Below are 21029 nucleotides of genomic sequence, written 5' to 3' on the forward strand. Positions count from 1 at the left end.
CTCCAGCGGGAAAAGCAACGGCTGAAGACCCCGCAGGAACGAGGAGGCTGAAGCGTTGCCCGCGGAAAGCGCCCGTCTGTAACGTAAACCAAGCCTGAAAGATTTCTCGAAAACAACAATCTATGCGGAAAGAGCCTAAGTTAAAGGATGGTTAGCAAAATAAAATAGTCCACCATTAATGATATTAATTTTTACTAGTGGTTCGTATTGTTGTTTAAGTGCTTCTTTTTCCATTTCATATGTTGAAGGTTTCTCATCATATTCTTCGTAAAATGCTTCAAGTAAACGTTCATCCTCTTGCCAACGTTGGGCAGCTTCATATGCCCAAGCGTGATTTTCCTTTTCTAACGTAAGCAGGATTTGTTTTTTGATTCGCTCGATTCCAGACTTTGGCTTAATGATTGGGTTAATCGTATAACAATAATCAGGAATAGCTTCTTGGAAGTCCTTATTTTTCATTAAAGAATGGAAATCACTAATCATCTCCCCTGTAATTAGGTTTAGCCCAATTGAAAATAGTTGCTCTTTCGTACGGTCACAGCAATAGGAAACAATCACATTCAAAACAAGCCATGGATTTAACCCAATGGAGGGCTTGTTTACTTGAATGGATTCATATAATAAGGCATGACTGCCTTGTTCAATGGCTGTTTCAAATATTTGATGAAGTCTAGGTGCACCAAAATGAAGGGCTTCCCCTTTTAACCCTTCAGGTGCATTGTTTTGGTCAGTAATTAAAGTGAGTTTCATTGGGTTTGGAACCCCGCCCATTTTCTCTAAATAATGCCAATAAAATGGGCGGTTCATTAATGCTTTATCCATGTCGATCGATAATTGTATGTGTAAGTAACTCGGAGATTCTTCAAGAATTTCACTTTCGTTTTCAACAAAGAACTGTTTAACATAACTATGAATTTGCTCTGTATTCATGAGAACCTCCCCCCTTAGCATGTAATATAGATGTTAAATTATCCATTTTAATCTTCATTTCTCCTTGCGTCTCAGATTCAAGAAGAATATTTTTTACGTGATCTTCAACTGGTTCATCAGAAAACTTCTCTAATATTTCATCTAGTTCACCAATAACACCTTCAAAGAGGCCGATCTTCTTGTAGAGTAATTGTAAAATATGATCTTCAACAGTGTTTTTTACAGCAAAATTATAGATTTGAACATCGTGTTCTTGCCCTAAGCGATGGATTCGACCAATTCTTTGTTCTATTCGCATTGGATTCCATGGTAGGTCGTAATTAATCATATGGTGGCAAAATTGAAGGTTGATCCCTTCACCACCTGCCTCTGTTGCAATGAGAACTTGCGCATGGTCACGGAATAATTGCTTCATCCAATCCTTCTTACTTCGTTTGAATCCGCCGCGAAATGGGACGGATTTAACCCCATGTTGAGCGAGGAACCATTGTAAATATAGTTGTGTTGCACGGTATTCAGTGAAAATGATTACCTTATCATTACAGTCTTGAATTAATTCCAAAGCTTTTTCAGCTTTTGAATTCACTTGTACGTTATTTATGAACTGTAGTAATTGTTCAACTTCTTCTTTTACATACTCATTTTCACCGTATTGCTTCATTAGGTTATTTAATGTCATATAAACGGCTTCACGGCTTGAGCATGCTTCACGCTGTAACGTTAATGTTGTAAAACCTAGGCCCATTAAGGATTCGTCATTTTTCCATCGATGTTTCCATTCACTAATTGCTTCATATAATTGTTTTTCTTCATTAGAAAAGTCAACTTGGACAGTTTGAACACGACGTTTTGGCCAAGGCATGTCTGAATCTGAACGTCTGTTTCGAATCATTACCTTTTGTATAAGTTGATTAAGCTGTTCTTGATTTTCTCCATCTTGATATTGTTCAATAAACGAGGTTTCATCTCCGAGATGACCTGGCTTTAAAATAGAGATAAGGTGAAACACTTCACTCAAACGATTTTGGATCGGAGTTGCCGTAAGTAAAAGGCAAAACTTCTTTTTTAATTCACGTACAAACTTATAGTTTTTCGTTTCTTTATTTTTTAATTTATGTGCTTCGTCAATAATGAGAAAGTCAAAATCAATTTCCTTTAAGATTGAGGCATGAGGTTCTCTTTTTGCCGTGTCAAGTGATGTGACCATGACATCGACATGTTCCCAAGCAGGATTCTTCCTTTGTTCAACTGCAGGGATATAAAACTTTTCATTTAACTCCTTACACCATTGGGTAACAAGAGAGGCCGGTGCAAGAATTAATACTTTTTTTGCTAAGCGACGAATCATGTATTCTTTCAAAATTAACCCAGCTTCTATCGTTTTACCTAGACCAACTTCATCTGCTAAGATCGCTTTTCCGTTCATTTCTTCAATGACCCGTTGGGCTGTTTCGTATTGGTGCGGAAAAATATTTAAATGTGGTAAATGATTGGGAGAAATTAACCCATTAAAATCATCGATCATTTGATGTTTTCTTGCTTCAACAGCCATTAAATATTTTGACCAACTGCTGAAATCACGATGGTTTTCTAAACAATCTTGAAATGATTCAACCCATGCTTCATTAAATTCAATTCTCGGTTCCACAAGTATCTCTCCTAGCAATTATCGGTTCTTTTTTCATTGGCTACCTTGAAAATAAGTGCTTATGTTTGACAGCTTATGTGCTCGCTTTCACCCTAGGGCACAAGTGCGACATCCATTCAAGCTTCACTTTGTTCGCTTTCATGGTGTCTTCTTTGCCGCGGACACGGCTGCGGTTAATCGTCGCAGGTGAAGAGTGTTGCTTTTGAATTGAAAGGGTAATATATAAACTCAAATAAGTGAAAGGCGGCGACTCTTGCGGGAACAGCACGAGCTGAAGATCCACTTTGGGAAGAAGATGCAATTTCTTTTCAAAGTTAGCTGAAGCCGTGCCCGCAGAAAGCGTCCGCCTATAACGGATTTGAGAAACAACAATTTATGCAAAAGAGCCAAATAAAACGTTTCAAAAAACAAATTTTTACGTATAAAAATAAAATCTTCGAAAAAAAAGAAAAGTTCTATATTGCTTTGAAAATTAAAGTAATGGTAGGATGTAAGTAACCGTGTTAGTAACTAAAATTTAGTATGAACCTAATAAGGCAAAAACATGAAAATTTTTTAGAACGCTTCTAATTACATATAGCGAATGAGAGCAAGGGGAGAGAGCATTGTTGTTGTAAAGAAACGGTGATGCCGCCGAAGGAGCAAGCGTAAATGCGTGAATCTCTCAGGCAAAAATGACTCTTGTTTGACGCAACTCTGGAAAGAGCTCATACCATGAGACACCCAAGGGGCAACCTTCTTTCTTATGAAGGAAAACTCTCAGGTAATCAAGACAGAGACTTACCACTATTATTTGGTATGTCTCTGTCTTTTTCTATGGAGTAATTTTCATGAAAAAACTTTTTGGTTTGTTAGTTAGTTACTAATGATATACTTATTCGGTGTGTAAGCGGTTACACAGCAAAAGCTGACAGCGAAACAAGCAATCAGCGATCTTGTACTCTCTTAATACATCTTGGAGGTGGGAATATTGTCAACGCAAAAAACACCATTGTTTGAAATTTATAAGGACTATAATGGAAAGACGATTGATTTCGGTGGATGGGATCTCCCTGTTCAATTTTCAGGAATTAAAGAAGAACACGAAGCAGTAAGAACGAAGGCAGGTTTATTCGATGTATCCCATATGGGTGAGATTGAAGTGAAAGGAAAAGGAGCCATCGCTTTTCTACAAAAAGTCATGACAAACGATGTTTCCAAAGTAAAGCAGAGTGCTTGTCAATATACAGCGATGTGTTATGAAGACGGCGGTACGGTTGATGACCTCGTTTTCTATAAGCGTAATGATGAAGATTACTTATTAGTTGTTAATGCAGCAAATATTGAAAAAGATTATAACTGGTTAAAAGAGCATCAAACAGAGGATGTTGAGATTATTAATGTCTCAGACGAATATGCGCAAATAGCGGTTCAAGGTCCTAAAGCAGAAGAGGTTACGCAAAAATTAACGAGCCAAGACTTATCTGAAATTACATTCTTTAAATTCCGTGAAGGGGTCTCGTTAGCTGATAAAGATGTATTAATCTCACGTACTGGTTATACAGGAGAAGACGGGTTTGAAATTTATTGCCGTCCTGAAGATGCTGTGCATTTATGGAAGGCACTACTTGAAGCAGGGGAAAACGAAGGAATTGTTCCTTGTGGTCTTGGTGCACGTGACACATTAAGATTTGAAGCACGACTTGCATTATACGGTCAAGAATTGACAAAAGATATCACTCCGATTGAAGCGGGAATTGGTTTTGCTGTAAAGCCTGATAAAGAAGCTGACTGTATCGGTAAGGAAGTATTAAAGGAACAAAAAGAAAATGGTCCAGCTCGTAAGCTAGTAGGTCTTGAAATGATTGATAAAGGGATTCCGCGAACGGACTATGAAGTATATAAAGACGGGGAAAAGATTGGTTTTGTTACAACAGGAACGCAATCCCCTACGTTAAAGAAGAATGTCGGTTTAGCAATTATTGATTCAAAATATAAAGCATTAGATACAGAAGTTGAAGTACAAGTTCGAAAGCGTCGCTTAAAAGCGAAAGTAGTTTCTACACCATTTTATAAACGATCCTAATTAGGTGAAAGGAGAGGAAAGCATTGAAATTTCGTTATTTACCAATGACAGAAAACGATCAAAAACAAATGATGGAAACGATCGGAATTAACGATATTGAAGAATTGTTTTCTGATATTCCAAAAGAAACACGTTATGATGGGGAATTAAAGATTGAAGAAGCATTAGATGAGCCAAAGCTTGTAAAAGAAATGACTCGTCTTGCTAATAACAATAAAAATATTAAAGAGTATACATCATTTTTAGGTGCAGGGGTATATGAGCACTACATTCCTTCCTTTGTAAACCATATGCTACTTCGTTCAGAGTTTTATACTGCGTATACACCGTACCAACCAGAGATTTCACAAGGTGAACTACAAGCGGTTTTTGAGTTCCAATCAATGATTTGTGAACTTACAGGAATGGAGATCGCAAACTCATCAATGTATGATGGTCCAACTGCTTTAGCTGAAGCGGCAATGATGAGTGCAGGGCATACGCGTAAAAAGACGATTCTCGTTTCAAAAACTGTTCATCCTGAAGCACGTGAAGTATTAAAGTCAAATGCTAACGGACAAAACTTAACGGTTGTAGAAATTGACGAAAAAGATGGCGTAACTGATATCGAGCATTTAAAATCTCAGTACAACGATGATATTGCAAGTGTTATCGTCCAATATCCGAACTTCTTAGGAAATATTGAAGACTTAAAAGCAATAGAAGAAGTCGCGCATCAAGGAAAAGGGTTGTTTATTGTATCTTCTAACCCATTAAGCCTTGGCGTATTACAACCACCTGGAGAATTCGGTGCAGATGTTGTCATCGGTGATGCTCAACCGTTCGGTATTCCAACTCAGCTTGGTGGACCGCACTGTGGTTACTTTGCTGTAACAAAAAAATTAATGCGAAAAGTTCCAGGGCGTCTTGTCGGTCAAACGACAGATGATGAAGGAACACGTGGATTCGTATTAACATTGCAAGCACGTGAACAACATATTCGCCGTGATAAAGCAACAAGTAACATTTGTTCAAACCAAGCATTAAATGCATTAGGTGCAGCAATGACTATGACGGCATTAGGTAAACGTGGCGTTAAAGACATGGCAATGCAAAACTTGCAAAAAGCACATTATGCGAAAGAGCAGTTGAAGAAACACGGGGTTGAAATCGTTTATGATCAGGCGTTTTTCAACGAGTTTGTTGTAAAGCTTCCTAAAGCTGTGAAAGATGTGAATAAAGAACTTGTCAAACACGATATTTTAGGTGGATACGACTTATCTAGAACGTATGATGACAAAGAAAATATGATGCTTATTGCGGTAACAGAACTACGTACTAAAGAAGAGATTGATCACTTTGCTTCAGTATTGGGGGGAGTAGAATGAGCCATAAAGACCAGCCATTAATTTTTGAACTAAGTAAAGAAGATCGTGTTGGACATAGTTTGCCAGAATTAGATATTCCAGAAATAGATGTCAATGACTTGTTACCAGAGCAGTTTCAACGTGATGAGGCACCTGAACTTCCAGAGGTGTCAGAGCTTCAAATTGTTCGTCATTACACTGCGTTATCAAAACGTAACCACGGAGTAGACTCCGGGTTTTATCCACTAGGGTCTTGTACAATGAAGTACAATCCAAAAATAAATGAAGATATGGCACGTCTACCAGGATTTGCTCATATTCATCCTTATCAAGATGAAGAAACGATCCAAGGTGCATTAGAGTTAATGTATAAACTTCAATCTTCTTTAGAAGAAATTACAGGAATGGACAGAGTAACGTTACAACCAGCTGCAGGTGCTCATGGCGAGTGGACTGGATTAATGTTAATTCGTGCATACCATGAAGCGAACGGCGATTATCAACGTACGAAAGTAATTGTCCCAGACTCTGCTCATGGAACGAACCCAGCATCTGCTACAGTAGCAGGATTTGAGGCTGTTACAGTACGATCAAATGAGCGTGGACTTGTAGATCTTGATCACTTAAAAGAAGTTGTTGGTGAAGATACAGCTGCACTGATGTTAACAAACCCAAATACACTTGGATTATTTGAAGAAGAAATTCTTGAGATGGCAGAGATCGTTCATGATGCTGGTGGTAAGCTTTACTACGACGGAGCGAACTCAAACGCGATTTTAGGTATTTCTCGTCCAGGGGATATGGGATTTGACGTTGTACACTTAAACCTTCATAAGACATTTACAACGCCTCATGGCGGTGGTGGACCAGGTTCGGGGCCAGTCGGTGTTAAGAGTGATTTAGTTCCTTATTTACCAAAACCGTTGATTGTGAAAGATGAAGATGCTTATCGTTTTGAATATGATGTACCTGAATCGATTGGTCGTGTGAAGCCTTACTATGGAAACTTCGGAATTAATGTAAGAGCATACACGTATATCCGAACGATGGGACCAGTTGGACTACGTAACGTATCTGAGTTCGCTGTATTAAATGCGAACTATATGATGCGACGTTTAGAGCCGTATTTTGACGCGCCGTATTCACAACATTGTAAACATGAGTTTGTATTGTCAGGTAAGCGTCAGAAGAAGCAAGGTGTACGTACATTAGACATCGCCAAACGTTTATTGGACTTTGGGTATCACCCACCAACAATTTACTTCCCATTAAACGTTGAAGAGTGTCTAATGATCGAACCAACTGAAACCGAGTCTAAAGAAACATTGGATGAATTCTGTGATGCAATGATCCAAATTGCCAAAGAAGCAGAAGAGAATCCAGAAATCGTTCAAGAGGCACCACACCACACAGTAATTGGGCGTCTTGATGAAACGACGGCAGCAAGAAAACCAATTTTACGCTATACAAAAGAAGCAACTTCATAAATATTTTATGGCATCTCAAGTCTTGCAGGGCTTGAGGTGCTTTGTTTTGGCTATGTTAAAGTTTGTTGTTGATTTTTCATCGTTACAGGCGGACGCTTTCCGCAGGCAATGCCTCAGCTAAACAGGACTAAAGTCCTACTGGAGTCGCCGCCTTTTACTCTTCAAATTCATAGTAAGGAAAAAGTGAGAAAAAGGTAATTAATCTAATGAACCAAGTTGAAAAATAATGAACCGTATAAAAAAGCCTTAAAGATGGTGTTCCAATCAATATCCAATTTCCCTTTAAACCGGATGTTAATTTTTATAAAGTTTATTATTCATGTTCATTGTAAAAATTAATCATGGAGAGAGAAAAGTAATCTTATGTTAAGCGTAAAGTCATGCTGGAATAAAGATAAAAGCAGTAACATGAGGTAAAGCATCTTAATAAGGAGAATGATGCATAATGGCAAGAAGAAATAAGATTCTTGTTCCTGAAGCACGTGAAGGGTTAGATCAATTAAAAGCAAAAGTGATGAACGCAAACCATCCAAATAATGCAAAGTATGAGGTAGCACAAGAGCAAGGTATTAAATTAAATAAGGGGTATAACGGGAATATGAAAGCAAAGGATGCAGGGAAAGTTGGGGGAAGTCTTGGCGGAAATATGGTGCGTGAGCTTGTGAAGATGGCAGAACAACAATTAATTCAGCAGAAAAAATAAACGTTTAATATTAGCATAAATACTGACTGGCATTACCTCTCGGTATGATGAGCCCCCTATTTTCAAAAATTCGGTTTTGAAAAAGGGGGGTTTTACTGCTCTATTCTTTTCTCGATACAATCTATTGAAATTTTTAGCTCGACATCTTTTTATATTATCTACAAAAGTATAAAAAGCTGTCGAGACTTTCTCGACAGCTAATGGGGGATACCCTTAGTTTATTTTTTTACTTTACCTGACCACTTTCGAAATCCGCCTTTTAACATCACAAAGTTATCAATTCCGCGCTTTTTACGAAGGACTTTAGCAGCTTGATAGCAGCGAGTTCCATTTTGGCAGTACAAATATACAGGCTGATCTTGACGAATTTCAGTCATACGATGTCTCATTTGAGATAGTGGGATATTTCTCGCACCTAAAATATAACCTGTTTTAAACTCTTTTTCTTCACGTACATCGATAAGCTGAGCTTTGCGATAATCTTTTTTAAACTCTTCTTGTTCTAGCGGTTTCAAATACTTTGGACGTTTTAATCGTAAGGCAAGGAAAATAATAAGTACAATTGTTAAGCCAATTAATACCCAGTTCATGATGTGGGTCCACTCCTTTTTACTGTCAGAATTAATGAAATGATCGTCGATCGTTTAACAACTACTAAAATTTACTTACACAGGATGTGATAGCTTCGACATTGATCACACGAAGTGATTAGATTTAGCCGAAGTTCATTTATAGTATTTGGTTGCTAAGCTTAGTGTAGTTAAACGATCTAATTGCTTTGTCCATTATAAATGATATACGGAAATATGTGAACGTGCAACGTTCTGGAAGAATTTTTTGCATGGAGTTAATTATTTTCATCTTTGCGTTATTTTTTGTATGATAGGGAAGGTAGAAATTCGTTTTGAATAGAGGGATGATTCATGGAAACATGGTATTTTTTAGACTCTGGCAATAAAGGCCCTGCATATAATATGGCTTTAGATGAAAAGTTAATGGATTGGCATCGTAATAGTGACATGCCACCAATCGTCCGTTTTTATGGATGGGAGCCTGCGACATTATCGGTTGGGTACTTTCAAAAAGTAGATAAAGAAATTGATCTTGAAGCTGTGGGAAAACATGACTTAGGTTTTGTTAGGCGCCCTACTGGCGGACGTGGTGTTTTACATGAAGAGGAATTGACTTATAGTGTTATCGTATCTGAGAAACATCCGGAAATGCCGGAATCAGTCACAGAAGCTTATCGTGTTATTTCAGAAGGACTGTTAGAAGGGTTTCGACAACTTGGTCTTCAAGCGGAATTTTCGATTCCAAGAACAGATGAAGAAAAAGATCGGTTAAAAAGACCACGTTCAGCAGTATGTTTCGATGCTCCTTCTTGGTATGAGTTAGTTGTAGAAGGGCGAAAAGTAGCAGGAAGTGCGCAAACTCGTCAAAAAGGCGTCATTCTTCAACACGGATCTATCATTTTGTCACTAGATGAAGATAAACTATTTGATTTATTTAAATATCCTAGTCAGCGGGTTCGAGAACGGATGCAAAAGGCATTCAAAAATAAAGCTGTGCCTATCAATGAAATTGCAGAAAGAGATGTATCTATCGAAGAAGCAAAAAGTGCTTTTCGAGCGGGTTTTGAAAAGGGAATGAATATAAAGCTTGAACCATTTTCATTAACTGGTGAGCAAGAGAAACAAGTAGAAGAACTTGTAAAACATAAGTATGGGACTAATGCATGGAACTTTAAATCATAGAAAGAAAAAAAGAACAGAAAAAGTTAAGGTGTAGCTACATGTAGTAGTTGCACCTATGTTTTTTTGCTTAACAACCATAATATGTGTCTTTTTTCTATAAGTAGTTCTATGGTATTCTTAAATTCTGTTGTTTTTTAATAGAGTTAGATGATGTAAAAAATTGTTTTGTTGATTTAATGGCGTGTCGAAGTTTTGTCGAAACTTCTTTGTGATTGTTGAACCCTCTATATGACAGTTTTTTTATCATCGTTTTTTAAGCAACTGACAAATTTCTCGATTATCTTCAATTAGCTCTATGAAAATTATGTTTTGCTCTTATTAAGTCTATTAAATGGCAATTTTTAAAGTTGACAATTCTCGTTTCTTTCGTCCAAAAATCAATATATAGTACTTTTTGATATTTATCACGCACTATATGTTGATGTGGTGTTCAGAACTATGATATAGTGATTACAGCAATCGAGAAATTGGCAATAGGTGCCAAACATAAATGAAAAAAATAGATTTCGTACTAGTTTTAGTAGAATTTAGAAAAAGGAGAGAAAGCCTGTGACAACGTTTATGTCGACACAGACAATTAACGTGGAGGAGCTGAATCGTGATATTGAGCAGTTTCCACAAGTTTTTCCAATTACTCCAGAGATGAATTTAACAAAAAGTGGTGTATCAAGACTTGTCATGCTTGATCGTTACACATTTAAAGATACGGAGAAGAAAACGTTAAAAGCTGGGGATTTCGTTGTTTTAACTGTCAAAGAAGACCCTAAATTCCCTGCTAGAGGTTATGGTATTGTCCAACATATTGATTGGGATCAGAAAATGGCAAAAATCGCTGTTGATGAAGAGTTTGTTGGAATATTAGAAGACGAAGAAGAAAAAGAATCAGGAATCGTGACTCGTTCTCTAGATACAATTGATAAACCTCTCGAAATTTATTATGAACAAATTGCTAAGCGTAATGCTCGAGGGCTTTCAGAAGTGGAAACAGATCCAGTAAAAAGACAAGAGTCATTTGAAGATTTTTATCATGAGCTTGTAAACATGAACTTTGTTCCTGCAGGTCGAGTCCTTTACGGAGCAGGTGCAGAAACAGATGTTACGTATTTTAACTGCTATGTAATGCCATATATTGCAGATTCTCGTGAAGGCATTTCTGAGCACCGTAAACAAGTAATGGAAATCATGAGTCGTGGTGGCGGAGTTGGTACAAATGGATCAACATTAAGACCAAGAAATACGTTAGCTCGTGGTGTTAATGGTAAGTCATCTGGTTCTGTATCTTGGTTAGATGACATTGCAAAGTTAACACATTTAGTTGAGCAAGGTGGCTCAAGACGTGGTATAGCAGGATAATTAAGTGCCTCGTCTATAAAAAACCTCGTGAATTGCTGGGAACTCTTTAATGGACTTGTTGGCTACAACGTGACTGGAAACGGTGAGCGTGAATGCTTAAAAACAACAAGTGGATAAAGACAATCAGCAGCCAAGCTCCTATTTTAAGGAGAAGGTTCAACGACCATCGAAAGCATGCCGCACTGCGGTAGAAGCGAGTAGAGTAGGATCTAAGCAGATCCGAAGAGCGAGGGCACATAAGTTTAGTGCAAGATATGGTCTGAACTCTATGGTGACATAGAGAGTCGAATTAGCGAATCGATGTAACAAAAGTGGCACAAATGATCATGCTATCAGATTGGCATCCTGACATTTTAGAATTTATTATTTCTAAAATGCAAAACCCAAGAATATTACGTTATCTCCTTGAAAATACAGAGGACGAACATATTCAACGACTAATTAAAGATAAATTAAAGTTCACTCCACTTACAGAGTTAGAAGAAGCGATGTATCAGAGTATCGTTAATTTTAAAGGAATTGAAGGACAAGGTGGTTTTGACTTGAAAGTGATTGCTGAAGCAGAAGAGAAGCTTCGTACAGGTGGCACATATTCAGTCAATAACCCTGAGTTTTTAACAGGTGCAAATATTTCTGTTTGTATTACGAAAGAGTTTATGGATGCTGTCGAAAATGATGAAGACTATAAGTTACGCTTCCCAAATGTAGAAAATTACACGAAAGAAGAAATGGAAGCATACAATCGTGAGTGGCATAATTATGGCGATGTTCGTGAATGGGAAGCGTTAGGCTTTGACGTTCGCACATACCGTAAGATCAAAGCAAAAGAGCTTTGGAACTTAATTAATATTTGTGCAACGTATTCTGCAGAGCCTGGCATTTTCTTTATCGATAATGCCAATGAAAAAACTAATGCAAGTGCATATGGACAAAAAGTCGTAGCGACAAACCCATGTGGGGAGCAACCTCTAGCTCCTTATTCAGTTTGTAACTTAGCTGCTGTTAACCTTGCTGAAATGGCAGATAAATACACGAAAGAAGTGGACTTTAAGAAGTTAAAACAGACAGTTGCAACTGGTGTAAGGATGCAAGACAATGTCATTGATGCGACTCCTTACTTCTTAGAGGAAAACACGAAGCAAGCAAAAGGTGAGCGCCGCGTCGGGCTTGGTGTTATGGGGTTACATGACTTACTTATTTATACAGAAACGGTTTATGGCTCAGAAGAAGGTAATGAACTCGTTGATCAGATTTTTGAAACGATTGCAACAACTGCTTATCGTACAAGCCTGGAGATCGCAAAAGAAAAGGGAAGCTTCCCTTATTTAGTTGGGAACAATGAAGAAGAAACGAATCATTTACGTGAGAAGTTTGTTCATACTGGATATATGAAGCAAATGCCTGAAGACATTAAAGAAGGGATTATGGAACATGGAATTCGTAACTCTCACTTACTGACGGTCGCTCCTACAGGTTCAACTGGAACAATGGTTGGTGTTTCGACAGGGCTTGAGCCATACTTCTCCTTCTCTTACTTTAGAAGTGGTCGTTTAGGGAAGTTTATTGAAGTAAAAGCGGAAATTTTACAAGAATATTTAGACCATCACCCTGAAGCAGATCCAAATGAAATGCCAGAATGGTTCGTATCAAGTATGGATCTCTCACCAGAAGCACACGCTGATGTACAGTGTGTCATTCAACGCTGGGTCGACAGTTCGTTAAGTAAAACCGTAAACGCACCTCGTGGATATACGGTGGACCAAGTGAAAAGCGTGTACGAGCGTCTTTATAAAGGTGGAGCAAAAGGTGGAACGGTTTATGTTGATGGAAGCCGTGACTCACAAGTATTAACATTAAAAGCAGAAGAAAATGATGTATATGCAGTTGATTTAACAGGAACTTCTGAAGAGGAAGAAAATAATGAGAAAAAGCCAGTTGTTCTTGTAGACACGATTTCAGATATTCGAAGCACTTCTGTCACATACGGAAGTGAAGTAGGGGATACGTGCCCAGTATGTCGTCAAGGAACAGTAGAAGACATCGGGGGCTGTAATACATGTACAAACTGTAACGCACAATTAAAGTGTGGACTGTAGAGTGTCATAAGCAAGAGGTTACCTGTTTTGGGGGCCTCTTGCTTTTTTTTTGCACTTTAAGAATTTTTAACTTTGCTAAAGGATTAAAGTAACTGCTCCTGCGGTTACTCGTCGCAGGTCGAAGTAGCTCTGGGTTGTAGGGCTGTGTGCTCCTGCGGTTACTCGTCGCAGGTCGAAGTAGCTCTGGGTTGTAGAGCTGTGTGCTCCTGCGGTTACTCGTCGCAGGTCGAAGTAGCTCTGGGTTGTAGGGCTGTGTGCTCCTGCGGTTACTCGTCGCAACTCGTAGTTTAATCAATGGAGTTATGCTTGTGGCAACTAAGGCTTACTTCGCAGGAGGTGGTGGCTTCGGTGTTGATCACAGGACGTGATCGACTTTATCCGAGGTTCCTTATTAGGACTTGCACTAAAGCACACTTCGCTTACATAGAAGCTCTTTAACAATAAGCCAAATTTTGTTTATATATTCTTAGTGTTGAAAATATGATGGTAAAAATCAAAAAGAGTTATGAAACATCCAGTCGGTATGGATTGGATCAATATTGAAAACAAGTTCTCATACATAAATCACATGACTTCAATAAAAACTAACGGTAAAACGAGAAATGAAAGGAGTATAAATCATGCTTATAGATCTAGACGGCTTATTACTTGCTTATTTAATTAGCTTAACCACAGTGATTTTTGGCTCAATTATGCTTGGGAAAAGACTCGTGCAAAAAGAAGGTAGGTCAAAATCATTTCGCAAAGTTATAACTACCTACTTATTACTTATTTTTGCTATACTCACTGCTTTTTTCTTTGCTGCGTACCCAGTTACATTTAATAATTTTTTAGCAGTATGGTCATTAGTGGGAAGTATAGCAGCAATGTTTGGTTTAGGGTTCCTAGTATATTATATGCAATACCCAAAAAAAAGCTTAGTGAAAGCATTAATACAAAGTAAAGCAGAACATAAAAAAAATAACCAGCCTCAGTCATGATACTTTGGAAAAATGTTAAAGGTTTGTGAATTCTCAACCAAATGAAATTGAAAAGAAGGTAGGCCAATCGTTGCATCGCGAATATGTTAAAAGTACGAATAACATAGGAGGCGATGTAAATGAAGCTAAATGGCAAAGTAGGAATCGTCACTGGTGGAGCTAGTGGTATTGGAGAAGAAACAGTCAAGTTGTTTTTAAAGGAAGGAGCACAAGTTGTAATTGCTGATTATAGTAATCAAGGCGAGGAACTCGCAAGATCATTAAGAGTTGAAGGGCATGATTGCTACTTCAAGAATGTTGATGTAGCAAATGAAGAGGATATACTCGAATTAATGAAAGAAACGGTTGATCGTTATGGGAAAATTGATATTATGTTTGCAAATGCTGGTATAGGAGATGCTGTACCGGCACACGAATTAACACTTGAAGAATGGAATAAACTAATCAACATCAACTTAACTGGAGTGTTTTTATCTAATAAATATGTCATTGAGCAAATGAGAAAACAAGGTTCTGGCGGAGCTATTATTAATAATGCTTCGATATTAGGTCATGTCGGCCAAATGAATGTAACTTCGTACGCAGCTGCTAAAGGTGGAGTAGTAAATTTAACGCGTTCTCTTGGTGTAACGTACGCAAAGGAAGGTATACGAGTCAATTCTGTTTGCCCAGGTTATGTTAAAACGCCTCTTTTAAAAGAAGCGCCGAAAGAAATGTTACAAGAGTTAACATCCCTTCACCCGGTCGGGCGATTGGGAGATGCTGAAGAAATTGCAAAAGCAGTGTTGTTTTTGGCTAGTGATGATGCTTCGTTTATTATCGGTGAAAATTTGATGGTAGATGGAGGCTACACAGCTCAATAAAGGAAGGTCCCATTAAGGGACCTTCCAGGTTGTAAATTTCATGCATCTTTGGGGGGCTCTGCTTATATATCATAGGCGATCTCTGACAATTAGATAGCGAATCACCTCTTAACTAGCTAAGGGGTGGTTCGCTATCTTTTTGATGTTCTGAATGAATACATATTCGTATCCAAATACATAATTGATATGAAAAAGTTGATGAAAATGACGTGATTCCCTGTGGAAAAACGGACGAGTTGAGGTAATCCTTAAGAGCAGAAGCGTGAAGTAGTTCAGCCGTTCGTCCACGTAAAGAGAGAGTCTAATTTTCACCAGCGATGGGGTATAGAAAAAAAGAAACGAGTGCACACCTTGCATATTCTAGGTAAAACGAGTTTGTCAGACGACTTTAAGTTTTCTTTATGATCTGTACGTAGAAGATAGGAGAGCGGTAGTTTCTAAATGAAAAATGTAGTATACTTTTTAAGAAAGCTTGGATTTTCTAGACATATCGCTATAAAAGATATAAGAACAGATGAAATTTTTAAAAGAAGTCAGTGTGGAAGTTTGGAGGGGACAACATGCCAACACCGAGCATGGAAGATTATTTAGAACGAATTTATTTACTCATTGAAGATAAAGGGTACGCAAGAGTTTCTGATATTGCAGAAGCGTTAGAAGTGCATCCCTCCTCGGTAACGAAAATGGTACAAAAATTAGATAAAAAAGAATATTTAGTTTATGAAAAGTACCGTGGACTTATTTTAACTGCAAAGGGTAAAAAAGTAGGCAAACGCCTCGTATACAGACATGAGCTATTAGAAGAATTTATGAAGATCATTGGTGTTGATAACGAAAACATTTATGATGATGTAGAAGGAATTGAACATCACTTAAGTTGGGATGCGATTGACCGTATTGGGGATCTCGTCCAATTTTTTGATGAAAAACCGTACCGGGTAGAGGAATTAAGAGAAGTACAAAAGAAAAATGACGAAATAGACAACGAGTCTTGACCTACATAGGTTAAGACCGTTTTTAATATTGACTCATTTTTTTGTGAAACTCACATTAAGATAATATAGGAGGGGGCGGGGCTGATGTTAATTGATGGTGTATTTGCAGGTGGTGGAATAAAAGCACTTGCTTTTGTTGGCGCATTAGAAGTACTGGATAAGAAAAACATTCAATTTGAACGTATAGCTGGTACAAGTGCAGGAGCTATAACAGCAGCTTTCATTAAATCAGGCTATAATGGTGCCGAAATTGAACAAATGTTTGCAGACATGCAATTTCAACAGCTCTTAGATCCACGGATAGGAACGACGATTTTTCCGTTTTTACGATGGCTTCGGTTATATCGCAAAATGGGGATTTATAAAGGTAATGAGTTTGAACAATGGGTTGACAAATTGCTAAAGAAAAAAGGTGTTTCTACATTTAGTGACTTTCCAGAAGGCTCGTTGAAGATGATTGCATCTGATATTACGAATGGACGGATTCTCGTGCTCCCTGATGATTTAACGAAGTATGGTATTATTCCTCATTCCTTTTCAGTAGCAAGAGCGATTCGAATGAGTTGTAGCTTACCTTTCTTTTTTGAACCTGTAAAGTTAACAGACAGTGATGGTAAGGAGTCATTAATTGTTGATGGGGGAGTACTTAGTAACTTTCCGATGTGGATTTTTCAAAAAAGAGGACAGAAGCATTTAAAAAGGCCTGTTATCGGTTTTCGGTTAACTCCATCCTTAGATGCGATCCCTCCAAGACAAGTTACAAATGCATTATCAATGCTGACCTCCATGTTTGATACGATGAGAAATGCTCATGACCAACGATATATTTCCAAAAATCATGCAAAAAATGTTGTCTTCATACCAGTTGAAGATGTATCAACGACACAATTTACATTAAGTGATCAAGATAAATTGAAACTAATTGAGTTAGGGAAGACAAGTACTGAGAAGTTTTTGAAAAAATGGTCTTATTAAAAATAAGTTGTCGTAATCAGTTAAAAGGGAGGGGAAACGAGTTTAAAAGAAAACTCGGCTTTTCCCCTGTCTTTCGTACAGTTTGAAAAATATGAGCACCACAGGGACGAAAAGAGTAATCCAAAGCCCAATGATAATACCTTTTGTTAGTTCTGGAAGAGGAAGCCATGGTTGGAGGATTCGGTCTACACCATAAAATATTGCAAGCCCAGCAAAACCAATGATAAGCCCAATGGCTCTTTTTGGGATTGTTGTATTTTCAGTTTGTAACCTTACTTTAAAGATCTCTAAAGAAACACCGATTCCGCTTCCTAACAATATCCCAGGGTAAAACATATATTCGTTGTTTGGGAATATAATGCCAGCGAGAAATAAAGGCAATACCATGGAGAAAATGAATAAGTAAGGTTCAGGCATACCACCTATCCAATCTAACGTACGGTAAAATGAATAGATGATAAACCCACCAATTAAAAGCCCGCCAACAATTGTAAAAACTGCAATATCAGTTAGGATTAACAAGAGGAAACTAAATACTGCTGGAGGCAATAGAAATAAGCCAACTTCCTTCCGGTTTCTAGCCAATGGGATGAAGAAAGCAAAAAAAGTCATCATTGCTTGTACACTCGAAGCAGTAATTGGAATTAATGCTTCATCTGTATATAAAAATGGAAAGTAAAGCGTGATGATATTTGCTACGATGATTGATAACGTTGTTAAATATAATAATTGAAAGGCGATGCGTTTACTGATGTTCCAATAAAGAAAACTCATAAACAATAAAAAAATAAATAGGAGCCAATCAACTGGAACAATAGAATTGAAAGCAGTGGTATCATTAAGTTGCAAAACTATTCCTCCTTTCAGGTAGAAGGTTTTATAATGATTTGACAGACAAATTTGTTAAAGAAAAGAACCAAGCAATTAAAATAAAGCTCGGTTCTTTTTCTTATTCTTTTTCCCTTCAATCACGGTTAATTTCACATCTGATTGTTTTTTGACTAAAGGCCTAGATATTCGATTTTTCTTATCTTTTTTCTTTTTTTGAAATGAAGCAGGGGTACGAGTTGGTTGAGCTCCCTTAGTCGAATACGTCCGTTGCTGTTGGGCGTAAGGTGCTTGATTGTTCATCATCTTTGGCATGATAAATGTCTTAAAAAGAAAATAAATCACAGCAGCAACCCCGATCATCATTAAAACCCTCATGATGAAGGCTCCAGGTTCTGTGAAAAGGAGATATCCAAGACCTAATACAGCTAGAATTAAAACAGTTAATACAATCGGGTGATATGAATAACGAAACATTCCCACACACCTCCTACACTTTTTAGTAGAACTCGAAAAATATGATTCTCGATATATCCTGATAAAAACAATGCTTGACCACGATAATGACCTATAGCATGTTATTACATTTTAAAAAATGATTAAACAACTACAATAAAAACTCATTGATTGCAGTGAGTATTTATAATTATATTATTATTCTATTCTACATGAAAAGTTCTATTCCCTCCATATAACCCAACAAAACTTACTTCTAATATTCCCTTTTGTTTACAAAACTACACGTTGAAACTCCAAAGTACTAAATAAAAAATATCTTTAAAGTAATATGCAAGATTTTTATATAAAAGGACATGCTAAATTCTTGAGGTGAGGATAATGAAAAATACTCAGAAAGAACAACAAAAACAAGAAGCAAGTGTATCTTTCCATGCAACAGTTGCTCTCATAGGGGTTTTTGGGGGCTTATTTTGGAGTCTAATTGGTTATGTTGCGTTTTATTTAAACTTTTCTAGAGTCGGCCCTGCTTTAGCTTTAATGCCATGGGCATTAGGAGATTGGAAAAATGGGTGGTTAGGTCATTTAGTGGGTATTGCGGTCATTTCTTTATTATCTATTGGCGTAGCATTTTTGTATCGACTCGTTTTTGCTAAGGTTAATCATTGGTGGCCCGGCTTAATTTTTGGGTTTCTATTATGGGTGGTCGTCTTTGGACTTTTAAATCCGTTATTCCCAGGACTTAAGCCGTTGACAGCATTAGATCTAAATACGATTGTGACAAACCTTTGTCTATATATCGTGTATGGAATTTTTATAGGTTATTCGATTTCCTATGAATACCATGAGAGAACAGTTCATGAGGGTGAAGCTATTCAAAGCTAGTTAACTATGTTAGAATGTTCCTTGGAACATTCTCTTTTTATTTTAAATAATTGGCTATTTTCGTAATATTCGTTTTCTTTACGAGTGAAGTCAGTTATATCATCCTTTTCTTTTAAAGGAGCGATTTTGTATGCGTCTCGTTATTTTAAATGGACCGAACTTAAACAGATTAGGCAAAAGAGAACCGTCTGTATATGGTACGGAAACCCTTGATGATTTAATGAACGAAATTAATGAACACTGCTCCCAAAATCAAGTCAGAATTTTACATAAACAGTCTAATTGGGAAGGGCAGCTTATTGATTGGATTCATGAAGCTCAAAGTCATCAGCTTGATGGGATCATTATGAACCCCGGTGCTTTTACTCATTATAGCTATGCGATAAGAGACGCGGTAAGTAGTGTGGAAATCCCAGTCATTGAAGTGCACATTTCCAATGTACATAATCGAGAAGAATTCAGGAAAGAATCTGTCATTGCCCCTGTATGTGTTGGTCAAATAAGTGGCTTTGGATTTGAAAGCTATAAAATGGCTGTTGATTATTTTATAAGGAGGAGAAATCATGGGACGTCTTAATCAGTTAAGAGACAAATTTTCAAGCAATAACATTGATGGAATGTTAGTTACAAGCAGTTATAACCGTAGATACATGGCTGGCTTCACTGGAACAGCGGGTGTTGCATTAATTTCAGAAAACGGTGCAAAATTTATTACGGACTTCCGCTACGTAGAACAAGCTCAAGAGCAATGTGAAGAGTTTGATATAGTTCAACATACTGGAGCTATTCACGAAGAAATTGCAAAGCAAGTAAAAGAGTTAGGAATCAAGCAGCTCGGTTTTGAAAAAGATCATGTGACTTACAGTGCGTATGATACATATAAAAGCAACATTGAGACAGAGCTTGTTGGGGTCAGTGGTTTAATCGAAAGTTTAAGGTTAATCAAAAGTGATGATGAATTAAAAGTTATCAAAGATGCTGTAAAAATTGCAGATGCGGCTTTTGATCATATTACAAATTATATTCGTGCTGGGGTCAAAGAGATTGACGTATCAAATGAACTTGAATTTTTCATGAGAAAACAAGGCGCAGTATCTTCGTCATTTGATATTATTGTTGCATCTGGTTACAGATCTGCCTTGCCACATGGTGTAGCCAGTGAGAAAGTGATTGAAAAAGGCGAGCTTGTAACATTAGACTTTGGTGCATATTATAATGGGTACTGCTCCGATATTACTCGTACTGTAGCTGTTGGTGAGCCAGACGAAAAACTAAAGGAAATTTATGATACAGTGTTACAAGCACAGTTACGTGGGGTAAATGGCATTAAACCAGGAATGACAGGGAAAGAAGCAGATGCGCTAACTCGTGACTATATTACTGAAAAAGGGTACGGGGAATACTTTGGTCATTCAACTGGACATGGTATGGGCCTTGAAGTGCACGAAGGCCCAGGACTATCAGTTAAATCAGATAAAGTCCTTGAACCAGGGATGGTTGTAACCGTTGAACCAGGGATTTATGTTGCTGGTGTGGGCGGAACTCGAATTGAAGATGATATTGTCGTAACGAAAGACGGAAATGACATTTTATCTTCATCAACAAAAGAGTTACTAATTTTAGGTGAGTAAGTTTAGTACGTTCAATTAACAGGAGGATTAAAGA

The 21029-nt window shown here is 37.5% G+C and carries 18 protein-coding genes, 1 pseudogene and 1 riboswitch; of the genes and pseudogenes, 14 read left to right on the forward strand and 5 right to left on the reverse strand.

Going from position 1 to position 21029, the window contains the following annotated elements; translation table 11 throughout:
- Nucleotides 1-135: 135 nt before the first annotated feature.
- A complete protein-coding gene (locus LGQ02_RS07445; RefSeq protein WP_226517564.1) occupies nucleotides 136-930 on the reverse strand; it encodes a YqhG family protein in 795 nt (264 codons plus the stop codon).
- Nucleotides 908-2578, reverse strand: a complete 1671-nt coding sequence (locus LGQ02_RS07450; RefSeq protein WP_226517565.1) for a DEAD/DEAH box helicase — start codon at nucleotides 2576-2578, stop codon at nucleotides 908-910. The genes LGQ02_RS07445 and LGQ02_RS07450 overlap by 23 nt, the downstream gene beginning before the upstream one ends.
- A gap of 583 nt (nucleotides 2579-3161) precedes the next feature.
- Nucleotides 3162-3269, forward strand: a riboswitch (glycine riboswitch).
- A gap of 276 nt (nucleotides 3270-3545) precedes the next feature.
- Between LGQ02_RS07450 and gcvT the strand changes: the two genes are divergently transcribed.
- From gcvT to LGQ02_RS07470, 4 genes are all read left to right on the forward strand, one after another.
- Entirely contained in the window at nucleotides 3546-4643 is a 1098-nt protein-coding gene (gcvT, locus tag LGQ02_RS07455; RefSeq protein WP_226518248.1) for a glycine cleavage system aminomethyltransferase GcvT, read from the forward strand.
- Between the two features lie 23 nt (nucleotides 4644-4666).
- On the forward strand, nucleotides 4667-6010 hold the full coding sequence (gcvPA, locus tag LGQ02_RS07460) for an aminomethyl-transferring glycine dehydrogenase subunit GcvPA (protein WP_226517566.1): 1344 nt from the start codon (nucleotides 4667-4669) through the stop codon (nucleotides 6008-6010).
- Nucleotides 6007-7476, forward strand: coding sequence for an aminomethyl-transferring glycine dehydrogenase subunit GcvPB (gene gcvPB / locus LGQ02_RS07465; RefSeq protein WP_226517567.1), 1470 nt, complete (start codon nucleotides 6007-6009; stop codon nucleotides 7474-7476). The genes gcvPA and gcvPB overlap by 4 nt, the downstream gene beginning before the upstream one ends.
- A 445-nt stretch (nucleotides 7477-7921) precedes the next feature.
- Nucleotides 7922-8179 (forward strand): alpha/beta-type small acid-soluble spore protein, encoded by a 258-nt coding sequence (locus LGQ02_RS07470; RefSeq protein ID WP_226517568.1) that lies wholly within the window; start codon nucleotides 7922-7924, stop codon nucleotides 8177-8179.
- A gap of 218 nt (nucleotides 8180-8397) precedes the next feature.
- Here the strand turns inward: LGQ02_RS07470 and LGQ02_RS07475 are convergent, their stop codons facing one another.
- Nucleotides 8398-8769 (reverse strand): rhodanese-like domain-containing protein, encoded by a 372-nt coding sequence (locus LGQ02_RS07475; RefSeq protein WP_226517569.1) that lies wholly within the window; start codon nucleotides 8767-8769, stop codon nucleotides 8398-8400.
- A gap of 333 nt (nucleotides 8770-9102) precedes the next feature.
- On the opposite strand from LGQ02_RS07475, the gene LGQ02_RS07480 reads away from it, so the two are divergent.
- The 7 genes and pseudogenes from LGQ02_RS07480 (at nucleotide 9103) to LGQ02_RS07510 (ending at nucleotide 17195) form a co-directional block, all read left to right on the forward strand.
- The gene (locus tag LGQ02_RS07480) at nucleotides 9103-9933 is read left to right on the forward strand and encodes a lipoate--protein ligase family protein (RefSeq protein WP_226517570.1); all 831 of its coding nucleotides are present in this window, start codon (nucleotides 9103-9105) and stop codon (nucleotides 9931-9933) included.
- A gap of 561 nt (nucleotides 9934-10494) precedes the next feature.
- Nucleotides 10495-11271 (forward strand): annotated as a pseudogene (locus tag LGQ02_RS07485) (ribonucleotide reductase N-terminal alpha domain-containing protein); the annotation flags it as partial.
- Between the two features lie 326 nt (nucleotides 11272-11597).
- Nucleotides 11598-13382 carry a vitamin B12-dependent ribonucleotide reductase gene (locus LGQ02_RS07490; RefSeq protein ID WP_226517571.1) on the forward strand — a complete coding sequence of 595 codons (1785 nt, stop codon included), beginning with the start codon at nucleotides 11598-11600 and terminating at the stop codon, nucleotides 13380-13382.
- 620 nt (nucleotides 13383-14002) lie between these two features.
- Nucleotides 14003-14362, forward strand: a complete 360-nt coding sequence (locus LGQ02_RS07495) for a hypothetical protein (protein WP_226517572.1) — start codon at nucleotides 14003-14005, stop codon at nucleotides 14360-14362.
- Between the two features lie 119 nt (nucleotides 14363-14481).
- Entirely contained in the window at nucleotides 14482-15225 is a 744-nt protein-coding gene (locus tag LGQ02_RS07500; protein ID WP_226517573.1) for an SDR family NAD(P)-dependent oxidoreductase, read from the forward strand.
- Between the two features lie 560 nt (nucleotides 15226-15785).
- A complete protein-coding gene (gene mntR / locus LGQ02_RS07505; RefSeq protein ID WP_226517574.1) occupies nucleotides 15786-16220 on the forward strand; it encodes a transcriptional regulator MntR in 435 nt (144 codons plus the stop codon).
- A gap of 84 nt (nucleotides 16221-16304) precedes the next feature.
- Complete coding sequence (locus LGQ02_RS07510; protein ID WP_226517575.1) at nucleotides 16305-17195, forward strand: patatin-like phospholipase family protein; 891 nt, start codon at nucleotides 16305-16307, stop codon at nucleotides 17193-17195.
- A 42-nt stretch (nucleotides 17196-17237) separates the two neighbouring features.
- Here LGQ02_RS07510 and LGQ02_RS07515 read toward each other — a convergent pair whose 3' ends face one another.
- Nucleotides 17238-18044 (reverse strand): hypothetical protein, encoded by an 807-nt coding sequence (locus tag LGQ02_RS07515; protein WP_226517576.1) that lies wholly within the window; start codon nucleotides 18042-18044, stop codon nucleotides 17238-17240.
- Nucleotides 18045-18119: 75 nt separating this feature from the next.
- On the reverse strand, nucleotides 18120-18500 hold the full coding sequence (locus LGQ02_RS07520) for an SA1362 family protein (RefSeq protein WP_226517577.1): 381 nt from the start codon (nucleotides 18498-18500) through the stop codon (nucleotides 18120-18122).
- Nucleotides 18501-18860: 360 nt separating this feature from the next.
- Here LGQ02_RS07520 and LGQ02_RS07525 point away from each other — a divergent pair, with 360 nt between their 5' ends.
- From LGQ02_RS07525 to LGQ02_RS07535, 3 genes are all read left to right on the forward strand, one after another.
- Nucleotides 18861-19364: a YqhR family membrane protein gene (locus LGQ02_RS07525; RefSeq protein ID WP_226517578.1), complete on the forward strand. Its 504-nt coding sequence runs from the start codon at nucleotides 18861-18863 to the stop codon at nucleotides 19362-19364.
- 130 nt (nucleotides 19365-19494) lie between these two features.
- A complete protein-coding gene (gene aroQ / locus LGQ02_RS07530) occupies nucleotides 19495-19941 on the forward strand; it encodes a type II 3-dehydroquinate dehydratase (RefSeq protein WP_226517579.1) in 447 nt (148 codons plus the stop codon).
- Nucleotides 19928-20995 carry a M24 family metallopeptidase gene (locus LGQ02_RS07535; protein WP_226517580.1) on the forward strand — a complete coding sequence of 356 codons (1068 nt, stop codon included), beginning with the start codon at nucleotides 19928-19930 and terminating at the stop codon, nucleotides 20993-20995. Before aroQ ends, LGQ02_RS07535 begins: the two co-directional genes overlap by 14 nt.
- Nucleotides 20996-21029: the final 34 nt, after the last annotated feature.

Source organism: Bacillus shivajii (genome assembly GCF_020519665.1).
Taxonomy (GTDB): Bacteria; Bacillota; Bacilli; order Bacillales; family Salisediminibacteriaceae; genus Bacillus_CA; species Bacillus_CA shivajii.

Bases quoted from the DNA above. Each gene is read 5' to 3' on its own strand.
- LGQ02_RS07445 (WP_226517564.1), bottom strand. From the start codon at position 930: ATGAATACAGAGCAAATTCATAGTTATGTTAAACAGTTCTTTGTTGAA.
- gcvPB (WP_226517567.1), top strand. From the start codon at position 6,007: ATGAGCCATAAAGACCAGCCATTAATTTTTGAACTAAGTAAAGAAGAT.
- LGQ02_RS07470 (WP_226517568.1), top strand. From the start codon at position 7,922: ATGGCAAGAAGAAATAAGATTCTTGTTCCTGAAGCACGTGAAGGGTTA.
- LGQ02_RS07475 (WP_226517569.1), bottom strand. From the start codon at position 8,769: ATGAACTGGGTATTAATTGGCTTAACAATTGTACTTATTATTTTCCTT.
- LGQ02_RS07480 (WP_226517570.1), top strand. From the start codon at position 9,103: ATGGAAACATGGTATTTTTTAGACTCTGGCAATAAAGGCCCTGCATAT.
- LGQ02_RS07495 (WP_226517572.1), top strand. From the start codon at position 14,003: ATGCTTATAGATCTAGACGGCTTATTACTTGCTTATTTAATTAGCTTA.
- LGQ02_RS07500 (WP_226517573.1), top strand. From the start codon at position 14,482: ATGAAGCTAAATGGCAAAGTAGGAATCGTCACTGGTGGAGCTAGTGGT.
- mntR (WP_226517574.1), top strand. From the start codon at position 15,786: ATGCCAACACCGAGCATGGAAGATTATTTAGAACGAATTTATTTACTC.
- LGQ02_RS07510 (WP_226517575.1), top strand. From the start codon at position 16,305: ATGTTAATTGATGGTGTATTTGCAGGTGGTGGAATAAAAGCACTTGCT.
- LGQ02_RS07520 (WP_226517577.1), bottom strand. From the start codon at position 18,500: ATGTTTCGTTATTCATATCACCCGATTGTATTAACTGTTTTAATTCTA.
- LGQ02_RS07525 (WP_226517578.1), top strand. From the start codon at position 18,861: ATGAAAAATACTCAGAAAGAACAACAAAAACAAGAAGCAAGTGTATCT.
- aroQ (WP_226517579.1), top strand. From the start codon at position 19,495: ATGCGTCTCGTTATTTTAAATGGACCGAACTTAAACAGATTAGGCAAA.
- LGQ02_RS07535 (WP_226517580.1), top strand. From the start codon at position 19,928: ATGGGACGTCTTAATCAGTTAAGAGACAAATTTTCAAGCAATAACATT.